Here is a 14,205-nt window from a genome sequence, read left to right on the forward strand (position 1 = left end):
GAACTTGTAAAGGAAATGCGATAATGCCAGGGCTGGTTAAGGGCTTCATCACTGCTTACCTCTAATACCGATATTGCTGAGCCTAAGGCTTCTATTGTTAATGTGTAACGATTAAGGCTGATTGCACCATTAAGCCCATTACTCACACCTTTACCATATTGAGTAATAAGAGTGGCTATTCCTTTTTCCATATCCATATAATCCTCTCTATCAGATTCAGATCTTATGAATAAAGTTATATTCAAATATATGTTAAATGATTAACATTCTTTAAATTCACAATTATTCAGCATTATTTTCTTATTAAATCAGATGATTATTTTGCTAAATATTTAAAGCATCTGTATTAATTTAAATGTTATAAGCATAAAAAATACACTATATTAGATTACAAAATACCTATTTTTGAGTAATTTGCAATCACTTTGTTTATATTGAATTTTTAATTCAAAAAGCGATATTAAGCTAATTTAATAATATTAACTAATTGGTTAAAAATAAGTTAATCCTGCTGGATAAGTTTTTTTTACAAACACTTTTGTCTAGAATAATTAAATTCTCATATAATTTCATACTTAAACATCTAAATTTAGTTAAACTTATTTACAAAAATAACAATTATCATTGATATTAATTATATAATTTTTTTTGAGAATAAAAGCCATATACTTAATCATTACCTTAATAATCAACAAGCTACAAATCAATTATTAGCTTCATTAATAACTCTGATAGACCTTATTAAAAGATTGACTTATAAGTAATATTTATTTGACCAAAATACCTTTTTTCTTTAATTTCTTAGCCATTATGGGATTAATGCCTATACCTTCACAAAATATAAAAGCGATGATTTAGAGGCAATGATATGTTATATAACCAGCATCATGAAAAAGATAACTGCGGATTTGGTTTGATAGCCCATATTGAAGGGCAACCAAGTCACAAGGTGGTGCGTACAGCAATTCACGGATTGGCAAGAATGCAGCACCGTGGTGCCATTTTATCTGATGGTAAAACGGGCGATGGCTGTGGGCTTTTAATGCAAAAACCCGATCGATTTTTTAGGCTAGTAGCTGAAGATGCCGGATGGCGTTTAGCAACAAATTATGCTGTAGGCATGCTATTTTTAAGCCAAGATGAAGCCGAAGCCCAAGCTAGTCGTGAAATTGTTGAAGAAGAGTTAGCGGATGAAACTTTATCAATTTTAGGTTGGCGCGAAGTACCAATTGATAAAAGTGTGTTGGGTGAAATCGCCCTGTCATCACTACCAAGAATTGAACAAGTCTTTGTTAATGCGCCTGCGGGTTGGACAAAAATTGATTTAGAGCGTCGTTTATATATGGTTAGGCGTCGCATAGAAAAACGTGTGCAAGATGATACGTTTTATGTCTGTAGTTTTTCAAATCAGGTCAATATCTATAAAGGTCTTTGCATGCCCAAAGATTTACCTCGATTCTATTTAGATTTGGCAGATATTCGTATGGAAACAGCAATCTGTTTATTCCATCAACGTTTTTCAACCAATACTGTACCACGTTGGCCACTTGCCCAGCCATTTAGACATTTAGCCCACAATGGTGAAATTAATACTATTGAGGGCAATCGCCAATGGGCCAAAGCGCGATCTTATAAATTTAAAACCCCGCTTATACCTGACTTACAAAATGCCGCGCCATTTGTGAATGTAACGGGTTCAGATTCAAGTTCACTTGATAATATGCTTGAATTATTCCTTGTTGGTGGGATGGATATAGTGCGTGCAATGCGTTTACTTGTTCCGCCAGCATGGCAAAACAATCCAGATATGAATGAAGATCTGCGTGCCTTTTTTGATTTTAACTCTATGCATATGGAACCATGGGATGGTCCAGCAGGCATTGTTATGTCGGATGGTCGTTATGCTGCTTGTAACTTAGATCGTAACGGTCTACGCCCTGCTCGTTATGTTATTACCACAGACAAACTCATTACCTGCGCATCGGAAATCGGTATTTGGGATTACCAACCGGATGAAGTGGTAACTAAAGGGCGCGTTGGTCCGGGCGAATTACTGGTGATTGATACCGAAGAAGGTCGCATTTTACAATCGTCCGAAACCGATAACGATTTACAAAAACGTCACCCATACAAAGAGTGGATGGCTAAGAATGTAAAACGTCTGATTCCAGTTGAAGATCTTCCTGATGATGATATCGGCTCTCGTGATTATGATGATACATTACTGGCGACTTACCAAAAACAATTTGGTTATAGCAATGAAGAACTTGATCAATGCATTCGCGTTTTAGGTGAAAATGGTCAAGAAGCAACAGGCTCTATGGGCGATGATACGCCATTTGCAGTATTATCAAGCCGTCCTCGCTTAATTTATGATTACTTCCGACAAAAATTTGCGCAAGTAACCAATCCACCTATCGATCCATTGCGTGAAGCGCACGTTATGTCACTTTCTACCAGTATTGGCCGTGAAATGAATGTGTTTGCCGAAGCGGAAGGACAAGCGCATCGTGTGGCATTTAAATATCCAGTTTTAGTGTATTCAGATTTTCAGCAGTTAACGACGTTAGAGTCAAAATACTATAAATCAGAAACGCTTGATATTACCTATGAAATTGACGGTAGCTTACGTGATGCAATTGAACAGCTTTGTGGTGATGCTGAAGCCAAAGTAAAAAATGGCACAGTATTGCTGATTCTATCAGATAAAAATATTGCAGCCGATCGCCTACCCATTCCTGCGCCAATGGCTGTTGGTGCCGTGCAACAACGTTTAGTTGAGAAAAATTTACGTTGCGATGCCAATATTATTGTTGAAACTGCAAGCTGTCGAGATCCACATCAGTTTGCTGTCTTACTAGGCTTTGGCGCAACTGCAATCTATCCATATTTAGCGTATGAAACTTTAGCGCAAATGGTTGATAAAGGTACGATTAATAAAACTTACCGTGAAGCCATACTTAATTATCGTAACGGGATTAATAAAGGTTTATATAAAATCATGTCCAAGATGGGCATTTCGACAGTCGCCTCTTACCGTTGCTCTAAACTGTTTGAAGCAGTTGGCTTACATAAGGATGTGGTAGAACTCTGTTTCCAAGGTGTCACAAGCCGAATTAGTGGTGCTAATTTTGATGATTTTGCTCAAGACCAATTCAACCTATCCAAAAAAGCGTGGTTACGTCGTAAACCATTAGAACAAGGTGGATTACTCAAATTTGTACATGGTGGCGAATACCACGCTTATAATCCAGATGTGGTGCAATCATTACAAAAAGCTGTAAATAATGGCAGTTATGAAGAGTATAAGCGTTATGCCGATATCGTTAATAATCGACCTGTTGCTACATTACGTGATTTATTAAAACTTAACCCACCAGAAAGTGGGGCTATTGCACTTAATGAAGTCGAACCTGAAGAGGCTTTATTTAAACGTTTTGATTCCGCTGCGATGTCAATTGGCGCGTTAAGTCCTGAAGCGCATGAATCTCTTGCAACCGCAATGAATACGTTAGGTGGTTTTTCAAACTCTGGGGAAGGCGGCGAAGATCCTGCTCGTTATAACAGTATAAAAGTATCACGCATCAAACAAGTGGCTTCTGGTCGCTTTGGCGTTACACCAGGTTATTTAATGAGTGCGGATGTGATCCAAATTAAAGTGGCACAAGGCGCAAAACCGGGTGAAGGTGGGCAATTGCCGGGTGATAAAGTCACCCCTTATATTGCTAAACTGCGTTTTTCAGTCCCTGGGGTAACATTAATTTCACCACCTCCTCACCACGATATTTATTCAATTGAAGATTTGGCACAACTTATTTTTGACCTGAAACAGATCAATCCAACAGCGATGATTTCAGTTAAATTAGTTTCGGAACCGGGTGTTGGAACAATTGCAACAGGGGTTGCTAAAGCTTATGCCGATTTAATCACGATTTCCGGTTACGATGGTGGTACCGGAGCCAGCCCATTAACATCTGTTAAATATGCCGGCTCACCATGGGAATTAGGTCTGGTTGAAACGCAACAATCGCTTGTTGCTAATGGTTTACGTCACAAAATACGCCTACAAGTTGACGGCGGCCTTAAAACGGGTGTTGATATTGTAAAAGCCGCTATTTTAGGGGCGGAAAGTTTTGGCTTTGGAACGGGGCCAATGGTTGCCTTAGGCTGTAAATATTTACGTATTTGCCATCTTAATAATTGTGCAACCGGCGTTGCGACTCAAGACGAGAAATTACGAAGTGAGCACTATCATGGATTACCTGAAAAAGCGATGAATTATTTCCGCTTCATTGCTCGTGATACGCGTGAAGTTATGGCTGAACTAGGTGTTAGTCGCATCATCGACTTAATTGGTCGTACTGATTTGCTGTTAGAACTCGATGGCATAACAGCTAAACAACAAAAACTTGATTTATCAGGATTACTTAAAACAGCCACACCGCTTGAAGGTAAACCGGTATATTGTATTGAGGATAATAAACCGTTTGACAAAGGGCTACTTAATAAAGCGATCATCACCCAAGCACAAGAAGCGGTGGATAATCGTCAAAGCAAAAGTTTCTATTTTGAAATTCAAAATACCGATCGTTCAGTTGGAGCAAGTTTATCCGGCTATATTGCTAAAAAATATGGCGATCAAGGTTTAGTGACCGATCCTATCAACCTTAACTTTAATGGTACAGCCGGTCAAAGCTTTGGAGTATGGAATGCCGGTGGTGTGGATTTAACCCTTACAGGTGATGCTAATGACTATGTTGGTAAAGGCATGGCGGGCGGACGTATAGTCATTCGCCCCCCACAAGGTTCGGCATTTTTAAGCCATGAAGCAACCATTGCCGGTAATACCTGTTTATATGGTGCAACTGGCGGTAAATTATTTGCCGCAGGTCGTGCCGGTGAACGTTTTGCCGTACGTAATTCTGGTGCTATCAGTGTTGTTGAAGGCATCGGTGATAATGGCTGTGAATATATGACAGGCGGGATTGTTTGCGTACTTGGTAAAACTGGGGTTAACTTTGGTGCTGGTATGACTGGTGGATTTGCCTATATTTTAGATGCTGACGGTGATTTTCATAAACGTATCAATAAAGAGTTAGTCGAAATGCTAAATGTTGCTGATTATTCAATACATGAAGAGCACTTACGAGGCTTAATCATGGAGCATGCTCAACTTACTCACTCATCACGCGCTGAAGAAATTTTAGCTAATTGGCAAGATTTTGCTAAACAATTTGTTTTAGTTAAACCTAAATCGAGCGATGTAAAAGCGCTGCTTGGTCATCGTAGTCGTTCATCAGCAGAACTACGCGTTCAAGCACAGTAAGGAGAGCACGAAAATGAGTCAAAATGTTTATCAGTTTATCGATTTACAACGTGTCGATCCGCCAAAAAAACCGTTGAATATTCGTAAAATAGAATTTGTTGAAATTTACGAAGGATTTTCCCCTGCGCAATCCCAAGCCCAAGCCGATCGCTGTTTGGCTTGTGGTAACCCATATTGTGAATGGCGTTGCCCTGTGCATAACTATATTCCGAATTGGCTAAAATTAGTTAACGAAGGTAAAATTTTAGAGGCAGTTGAACTCTCTCATCAAACTAATAGTTTACCGGAAGTTTGTGGCCGTGTTTGCCCTCAAGATCGACTTTGTGAAGGATCATGCACCTTAAACGCAGAGTTTGGCGCTGTTACTATCGGTAATATTGAACGCTATATTACCGATGAAGCCTTTAAAATGGGCTGGAAACCTAACTTAACTAATGTTGAAAAAACCGGATTAAAAGTCGCCATTATTGGTGCGGGTCCTGCAGGACTTGCTTGCGCTGATGTTTTAGTACGTAATGGTGTAACACCGGTAGTTTTTGATCGTCATCCTGAAATTGGTGGGCTATTAACCTTTGGTATTCCTGCATTTAAATTGGATAAGGAAGTATTAATTAACCGTCGTAAAATTTTTACCGAGATGGGAGTTGAGTTTCGTCTAAATACCGAAGTAGGAAAAACAGTTCAATTATCTGAGTTACTTAATGAGTTTGATGCTGTTTTTATTGGAACAGGTACCTATCAATCAATGCGCGCAGGACTTGAAAATGAAGATGCTAACGGCGTTTATGATGCGTTACCATTTTTGATCGCCAATACTAAGCACATAATGCATCATGAACAAACTAAAGATACCCCATACATCGACATGAAAAATAAGCGTGTAGTTGTATTAGGTGGGGGAGATACAGCGATGGACTGTGTCCGCACTTCAATTCGCCAAGGTGCAACTAACGTGACTTGTGCCTATCGTCGGGATGAAGCCAATATGCCGGGTTCTAAACGCGAAGTTAAAAACGCCAAAGAGGAAGGGGTACAATTTCAATTTAATGTACAACCATTAAGTATAGAAATTAGCAATACCGGACACGTTACCGGCGTGAAAATGGTCAGGACTGAATTAGGTGAACCAGATGCTAAAGGCCGCCGCTCACCGGTTATTATTGAAGGTTCAGAATTTGTTCTTCCTGCTGATGCTGTAATTATGGCATTTGGCTTTAAACCCCATGCTATGCCATGGCTAGCCGAACATGGTGTTGATTTTGATGATAAAGGACGGATTATCGCTCCAGAAATGAAAGGTTATCAAACAACCAATGCCAAAATCTTTGCTGGCGGCGATGCAGTACGAGGCTCTGACTTAGTCGTCACTGCCATTAGCGAAGGACGCAAAGCAGCAGAAGGAATTTTAGATTATTTAGAAGTGTGATTGCGTTTTTAGATTAAATCCAAAGATTACCCCCACTTACGCAATGTTAAGTGGGGTTATTTTTTAGCAAAATCTTTAATTATCGGTGTAATCGATAAGGTTCATCCATCGTGACAAAACTGTGTTCTTTTAACGCTGCATTTATCCAATCTTGAATACCTTTAGTATAACAAATCGTTTCAATGTAATTAGCTAAAGTTGAGCTTGTCTGAATATGATAATTTTTTAATCTTAAGCATAAAGGTGCATAAAATCCATCAGCTATACTAAAATCACCAAATAAATAGCGATCATTTGATTTGTTAGAAGATAAAAAAGACGTTAATAAATCATCTAAGAACAAAAGCTCTTTTTTAACTTCGGGGTGATCACGTAAAATTATCTGCCCAACTTCTGGCAATTCAGCCTCGATATTCATGGGTAAATAATTTCGAATCGCTTGAAATCCCGAATGCATTTTTGCAACTAAGCTACGAGCCATTGCCCTACGTTTTATATCCGTTGGCCATAGTGCTAAATTGCGATGCTGTTCAGCTAAGTATTCACAAATCGCTAAAGAATCAGTAATGACAAGATCGTTATCAACAAGTATCGGAACAGTTCCAAATTTTGAAATGGATGATATCGTAGTTTTAAATATAGAATCTTCATCAAAACTATCAAATTTAACCAATTTTTCAGCAAAGGGAATATCAAAGTATTTCATCACCACCCAAGGCCGCATAGACCACGTAGAGTAGTTTTTATTGCCGATATAAAGTGTGTAATTCATTTTCAGCCATCCTTGGAATAAAGATTAAGTTTAGCTTTAGGCGCTAATCTTACTTAACCTTTTCATTAAGAATCTTAAACAATACACTTTATGAAGTTATAAATAAACCACATGCGTGCCTTTTTCAGGTTGGAAAGTCGCTTTACCAAACTCATCAAGAAAATAAGCAATATGATCAGTTTTATCACCCAATAAACGCCCTTTCACTTTATTCCAGGTCATTAGCACAATCATTGCATCGGGTTCACAGCAAATCAGCATAGGTTGTTCAAACTCTTCATTATAATAAAACTCGCCACCATATATTTTATGTGCGGTGAGTAATAGATAGCATCCATACTCTTGAGCAATCATATTTAATTGTTCTTCAGGAATACTAAAGTTTTTTTCGGCAATTTCACTGATAATCATTTCTACAACAGTGATGCTCTTTTCAGAGTAATCAAGCTGATTAATGCTCCATGTTGGACTATGTAATATCGCATTTTGTGCCCATGCTTCTATTTCTTGATACAGTTCGTTTTTTTGTTCAGTCATTTTTATTTACTTCGCTATTTGATTTTTCTAATTGCTTAACACTTTGCCACGCGTCTTCCATTTGTTCAAGTGTTGCATCAACTAAAGCCAGATTTTTTTGTTTTAATAGTGATTCCACTTGTTTAAATCGACGAACAAACTTGTTATTTGCTTTTTGCGCGCAAAGTTCCGATTTAACTTTCAAATGACGTGCTAAATTAACCGTTGCAAAAATCAAATCGCCTAATTCTTCTTCAATTTTTTCTTGTTCAAGTGTTGATTTATTTAGCTCTTGCTCGACTTCAATTAGCTCTTCTTTTACTTTATCTAAGACAGGCTGCAACGCTAACCAATCAAAACCAACAGATGCACAGCGTTTTTGGATTTTCTCAGCTCTCATCAAAGCAGGAAGAGAATTAGGAATATCATCGAGTATCGAGAACTGTGCTCGCTCATTACGCTCTTGTTGTTTGAGCTGCTCCCAATTGGGTTTTGCAGCAGAATTATCTGAAAAGATATGTGGATGACGACGGACTAATTTATCAGCAACCGCATTGCAAATATCATCAAAATTAAACGCCTTTTGTTCGTCAGCCAAATCAGCATAAAAAACAATTTGAAATAACAGATCGCCTAATTCATTTTTCAGTTCTTGCATATCTTGTTGATCGATAGCCTCTAAAACTTCGTAAGTTTCTTCTAAAGTATAAGGCTTTAATGAGGTAAAAGTCTGTACGCGATCCCATTCACAACCATTAATCGGATCACGAAGTTGCTTTGTAATAGCTTGTAGACGCTTTAATCCATTCACGGTAGATATCTCAATTAAATTGATCTAAGCGCATATTGTAATATATTCACAATAAAACAGTTATTTTTTTAATATTACTAGCCTATTACTACTCAAAATATTCATAATAAATTCAAGCACAATTACACTAAAAAAAATTTAACAAGCAAAAAAAAATCCAAATAAGACAAACAAAAACAGATAAACAACAAATAAAGTAAATTTCAGTATATAATGTCGGTATGATAAATCAATTACATTAATAAAAATGAATAACTTACGTGAACTTACATTAAGAGGCACTATTCTAGGTGCCTTTATAACGATTATTTTTACTGCATCTAATGTCTATTTAGGTTTAAAAGTTGGATTAACATTTTCTTCTGCTATTCCAGCAGCCGTTATTTCTATGGCAATATTGAGGCTTTTTTCTGGCTCAACCATTTTAGAAAATAATATGGTGCAAACCCAAGCATCAGCAGCGGGTACCCTGTCTTCAATTATCTTTGTGTTACCGGGATTATTAATGATTGGTTACTGGCAAGGTTTTCCGTTTTTACAAACCTTTGCCATATGTGCTGCAGGAGGGATGTTGGGCGTATTATTTTCAATCCCATTGCGTCATGTTATGGTAGTAAAAAGCACACTACCTTATCCCGAAGGAATCGCCGCTGCGGAAATTTTAAAAGCTGGCTCAAAATCAGGGGATAACGATACCAATGAAGGGCTGAAAGATATTTTAGTCGGTGGGGTCATCGCTTCTGTAGTCAGCGTTTGTACCAATGGTTTTCGATTACTATCTGAAAGTATCTCTTATTGGTTTACCGGTGGTAAATCAATCTTTCAATTACCAATGGGTTTTTCGTTAGCTTTACTTAGCGCAGGTTATTTGATTGGTATTATTTCGGGTATTGCTGTGTTAGTTGGGACAATTATTGGTTGGGGATTTGGTATTCCTATTTTAAGTCTTATAACCGATTATGATACTAATGAGCCTTTATCTAAAATTGCTATGGGACTTTGGGCAAAAGACATTCGCTACATTGGTGCGGGTACAATTGCAATTGCTGCAATATGGACATTATTAACATTAATCAAACCAGTTATTGAAGGCTTAAAAATATCATTCAGCACTTTACGTTCTGATGTTTCAGCGAATGATATCGCCGAAACAGATCGCGATCTCTCGCCTAAATCAATCTTTTTGATAATGGGTGGGATACTAATTATCTTAATCGTGACTTTTTATTCATTTATTTCTGGCAGTGGGTTATCAACAGGCGTTGCATGGGCATTAGTATTTTGTGCAGTGCTATTTGCTTTTATTATGGGCTTTTTAGTTGCTGCCGCTTGTGGTTACATGGCTGGACTAGTTGGCTCGTCCGCAAGTCCAATATCAGGCATTGCCATTGTCGCAGCTATTGTAATTTCGCTTATCTTATTAGGTTTAGGTGAAGCCAATGGTATGTTAGCTTCCGTTGAAGGATCCAATTTTGCGACTGCGTTAGCACTATTTACTACCAGTTCAGTTTTAGCCGTTGCTTGTATTTCTAATGATAATTTACAAGATCTTAAAACAGGCTATCTTGTTAAAGCGACCCCTTGGAAACAACAGGTTGCTTTACTCATTGGTTGTGTGGTTGGTGCTATTGTTATCGCACCTATTCTTGAGATTCTCTATAACGCATATGGTTTTACTGGGGCATTACCACGAGCAGATATGGATCAGTCACAAGTGTTAGCTGCGCCGCAAGCAACCTTAATAACAACTATCGCCAAAGGAATATTCTCTCATCAACTTGATTGGACTATGATTATAATCGGTTTGGCGGTTGGTACAATGATTATCATCATTGATTTAATTTTAGCAAAATCAAAATGTCGCTTCCGTTTACCTGCACTAGCGGTGGGCTTAGGTATCTATTTACCGCCCACCATTACTATGCCAATCTTCGTGGGCACCATACTATCGTGGTTAATTAAGCGTAGCGCTTATGCTAAAGCAAAAAAACAAAATTTAGATCCTCAAGCGCAATATAAAAAAGTTGATCGTAAAGCGGCGTTAATTGCTTCGGGATTAATTGTGGGTGAAAGTTTAGTTGGTGTGTTATTAGCGGTAGTGATTGTTATCAGTATTGCCAGTGGCGGTAGTGATGCACCACTGGCTATATCGGCTGACTTAGGTACATTACCACAATATTTGGGATTAGCGGTATTTGTGGCGATCTGTTTGTACTTTATTCGTCGATCGTTAACAGCAATCAAACAATCATAATAGAACTAAATAACGTTAAGCCCTTTAGCAATCATAAAGGGCTTTCATTTATCTGAAAGCCTTACCTACCTATCCCTCACATTGATATTGCAATCAATGATTTTCATGGTTATATCAACAATTTGTTGTGCAATTTTAGGCGTTAGATTATAAGGACTCATTACCATCTTGGTCATCCTATTTTGATTTTACTTGAACTTCAATTTTTGCTAGGATAGCGCATTTTATTTTGAATAATAGATCACAATATCATGATTATTTTTGATTCCATCCAAATTCGCCGAGGTGTTAATCTACTATTAGATAATGCTTCCGCTACTATTAATCCTAAACAAAAAGTGGGATTAGTTGGTAAGAATGGTTGTGGAAAATCCACCTTATTTTCGCTAATCAAAGGTGAAATTCAAGCAGATGGTGGTAGCTTGAGCATTCCTGCACAATGGCAACTTGCTTGGGTTAATCAAGAAACACCCGCTTTAGATGTGCCTGCTATTGAGTATGCTATTGATGGGGATCGAGAGTATCGCCAATTAGAACAGAAATTAGCCATTGCTAATCAAGAAAATAATGGTGAACAAATTGCAATTATTCATGAAAAACTCGATACCATTGATGCTTGGTCAATACAGGCAAGAGCTGCAACACTATTACATGGTTTAGGATTTTCTAACGAACAACTTCTGTTACCGGTTAAATCCTATTCGGGCGGTTGGCGAATGCGACTAAATTTGGCACAAGCGTTAATGTGTCGTTCTGATTTACTGCTACTGGACGAACCGACCAATCACCTTGATTTAGATGCTGTAATTTGGCTTGAAAAGTGGTTAAGTAATTATCAAGGTACACTAATTTTAATCTCACATGACCGCGATTTTTTAGATCCGCTAGTGAATAAAATTATTCACATCGAACAAAAGAAATTATTTGAATACACAGGCAATTATTCCTCATTTGAAACACAGCGCTCAGAAAAACTGGCACAACAACAATCATTATACGAAAGCCAACAACAGAAAGTCGCTCATTTGCAAAGTTATATCGACCGTTTTAGAGCTAAAGCAACCAAAGCGAAACAAGCGCAAAGTCGAATTAAAATGCTAGAAAAAATGGAACTGATAGCACCGGCTCATGTGGATAATCCTTTCCATTTTAATTTTAAACCTTCTGAATTTTTACCAAGTCCATTATTGATGATGGATAAAGTGGTTGCCGGCTATGGAGATAAAATTGTCCTTGAAAAAATTAAATTGAATCTTGTGCCAGGCTCAAGAATTGGTTTATTAGGACGCAATGGAGCGGGTAAGTCGACCTTAATTAAATTATTAGCGGGCGAACTACAACCTAAAGAAGGCCATATTAATTTAGCCAAAGGTGTTCAATTAGGCTATTTTGCTCAGCATCAGTTAGAGTATTTGCGTGGTGAAGAATCGCCACTTTGGCATCTAACCAAACTTGCTGATCCTAAAATAACAGAACAAGAACTGCGTAACTATTTAGGTGGTTTTGATTTTCATGGTGATAAAGTCAATGAACCTGTAAAAACATTTTCAGGCGGTGAAAAAGCGCGATTAGTGTTAGCATTAATTGTTTGGCAAAAACCCAATTTATTGTTACTTGATGAACCCACTAACCATTTAGATTTAGATATGCGTCAGGCACTAACCGAGGCCCTTATTGATTTTGAAGGAGCTTTAGTTGTTGTATCACATGATCGTCATCTATTACGTTCAACAACTGATGAGTTTTATTTAGTCCACAATCATAAAGTCGAACCATTTAATGGCGATCTTGATGACTACCAAAAATGGCTTGCTGAAGAACAGAAAGCTGAAAATCAGTCTGAACCCGATCAAGATACGGCTAAAAAAGATAGTGTTCAAAATATTTCTTCGCAAGAGCGCAAAGAACAAAAACGTCGTGAAGCGGAATTAAGATCACAAATGCAGCCAATAAAAAAATTGTTGCAAAAAGAAGAGCAAGTTCTTGAACACCTGACAAAACAATTAAAAGCGATTGAAGAACAATTAGCTGATCCAACTATTTACGAAACAGAAAATAAATCACAATTAACCGAATTATTACTTAAACAGAGCCAACTTAAAGGTGATCAAGAAGAATCAGAGATGAAATGGTTAGATTTACAGCAGCAACTAGAAGATTTTAACTGTGAGGTTTAATATTGTTTTTCGACCTTTTATTTTTGCTAATTAACATATAGCCATAATAATCTTTACTAAAGAGCAACATTGAAACGCATTTTATTGTAAATGGCTAATTTTGAATATTGTAATAAAAGCAACCTCGCACACAAATATATCCTTGTTTGGTCGCTGTTGACTAAAGCAACCAATACAAAAGCAAATGATGTAAAAGATAAAATAAGATCGCCTTATGAAAGGTAGTCTTATACTTTATCCTTAGTAAAAATAGAAATAGTTAAACAAATCAAATTGTATTGCTAAAAATAATTTATTGAATTTGTCTTGGCAATTTACTCATCTAATACCAACATTCCTTTTCGATGAATTTTTAGATAAAATTCATCGCCGTCTTTTGGCTTTAAATTAAATGGAATTAACTTTTAAAAGTAAGATTTGATCATGCCAGTTAACTGAAATCTCATACTGAGCCACCCTGCACACTATATTTTCGGCATGATATTTTTGGCAATCTTCAGCTTTTTTGGTCATCAACTCAATAGTTTCTAGTCAATACCAACAATACACTGTGTTGATTTAAGTTTGATTTGATCTTGGCATTTCAGTTTTTAATCTAAAATTGAAATATAATCATAGTGATAATGTGCTAAGAAAATATTAGCACACCCATAAAAATTAGTTTTTGATAAACCTAAATAGTTGGTAGCAAATTCCGTAACATCCCATCATCGGCATAACACAAGTCTAACAACAACAGTCAGGGTAATAATTGATAATAAAAAGTTCGACCTATAACCATTATATGCTTAGCATATTCTAGCACTATGCGGTGCACAAATTACCCCCAAATGCCGCATTAACTCCAACAGCAATACCTAATAAAATTGCGTTAAAAATAACTCGAATAAATAGATCGTTGATAAAATATTAATAAATTGAAA

At 37.2% G+C, this 14,205-nt stretch carries 8 protein-coding genes; 4 read left to right on the plus strand and 4 right to left on the minus strand.

Annotated features, from left to right (window positions below):
- Window positions 1-191: hypothetical protein (locus J3U57_RS10265; RefSeq protein ID WP_267344648.1), on the minus strand; the 191-nt coding region annotated here is incomplete at its 3' end.
- 677 nt (window positions 192-868) lie between these two features.
- Here J3U57_RS10265 and gltB point away from each other — a divergent pair.
- On the plus strand, window positions 869-5,326 hold the full coding sequence (gene gltB / locus J3U57_RS10270; protein WP_065633254.1) for a glutamate synthase large subunit: 4,458 nt from the start codon (window positions 869-871) through the stop codon (window positions 5,324-5,326).
- Between the two features lie 13 nt (window positions 5,327-5,339).
- Complete coding sequence (locus J3U57_RS10275; protein WP_267333823.1) at window positions 5,340-6,752, plus strand: FAD-dependent oxidoreductase; 1,413 nt, start codon at window positions 5,340-5,342, stop codon at window positions 6,750-6,752.
- A gap of 79 nt (window positions 6,753-6,831) precedes the next feature.
- Here the strand turns inward: J3U57_RS10275 and J3U57_RS10280 are convergent, their stop codons facing one another.
- From J3U57_RS10280 to mazG, 3 genes are all read right to left on the minus strand, one after another.
- Window positions 6,832-7,524, minus strand: coding sequence for a glutathione S-transferase family protein (locus J3U57_RS10280; RefSeq protein ID WP_267344649.1), 693 nt, complete (start codon window positions 7,522-7,524; stop codon window positions 6,832-6,834).
- 96 nt (window positions 7,525-7,620) lie between these two features.
- Window positions 7,621-8,061: a hypothetical protein gene (locus J3U57_RS10285; protein ID WP_065633257.1), complete on the minus strand. Its 441-nt coding sequence runs from the start codon at window positions 8,059-8,061 to the stop codon at window positions 7,621-7,623.
- Window positions 8,054-8,860, minus strand: a complete 807-nt coding sequence (gene mazG, locus J3U57_RS10290; protein ID WP_416379678.1) for a nucleoside triphosphate pyrophosphohydrolase — start codon at window positions 8,858-8,860, stop codon at window positions 8,054-8,056. Before mazG ends, J3U57_RS10285 begins: the two co-directional genes overlap by 8 nt.
- Window positions 8,861-9,098: 238 nt before the next feature.
- Between mazG and J3U57_RS10295 the strand changes: the two genes are divergently transcribed.
- Window positions 9,099-11,105, plus strand: a complete 2,007-nt coding sequence (locus J3U57_RS10295) for an OPT family oligopeptide transporter (RefSeq protein WP_267333826.1) — start codon at window positions 9,099-9,101, stop codon at window positions 11,103-11,105.
- 251 nt (window positions 11,106-11,356) lie between these two features.
- Window positions 11,357-13,282, plus strand: coding sequence for an ABC transporter ATP-binding protein (locus J3U57_RS10300; protein ID WP_267344651.1), 1,926 nt, complete (start codon window positions 11,357-11,359; stop codon window positions 13,280-13,282).
- Window positions 13,283-14,205: the final 923 nt, after the last annotated feature.

This window comes from Gilliamella sp. B3464 (assembly GCF_026536145.1).
Taxonomy (GTDB): domain Bacteria; phylum Pseudomonadota; class Gammaproteobacteria; order Enterobacterales; family Orbaceae; genus Gilliamella.

Excerpts from the sequence above, each read along its gene's own strand:
- J3U57_RS10275 (WP_267333823.1), top strand. The coding sequence starts at position 5,340 with ATGAGTCAAAATGTTTATCAGTTTATCGATTTACAACGTGTCGATCCG.
- J3U57_RS10300 (WP_267344651.1), top strand. The coding sequence starts at position 11,357 with ATGATTATTTTTGATTCCATCCAAATTCGCCGAGGTGTTAATCTACTA.
- gltB (WP_065633254.1), top strand. The coding sequence starts at position 869 with ATGTTATATAACCAGCATCATGAAAAAGATAACTGCGGATTTGGTTTG.
- J3U57_RS10285 (WP_065633257.1), bottom strand. The coding sequence starts at position 8,061 with ATGACTGAACAAAAAAACGAACTGTATCAAGAAATAGAAGCATGGGCA.
- J3U57_RS10295 (WP_267333826.1), top strand. The coding sequence starts at position 9,099 with ATGAATAACTTACGTGAACTTACATTAAGAGGCACTATTCTAGGTGCC.
- J3U57_RS10280 (WP_267344649.1), bottom strand. The coding sequence starts at position 7,524 with ATGAATTACACACTTTATATCGGCAATAAAAACTACTCTACGTGGTCT.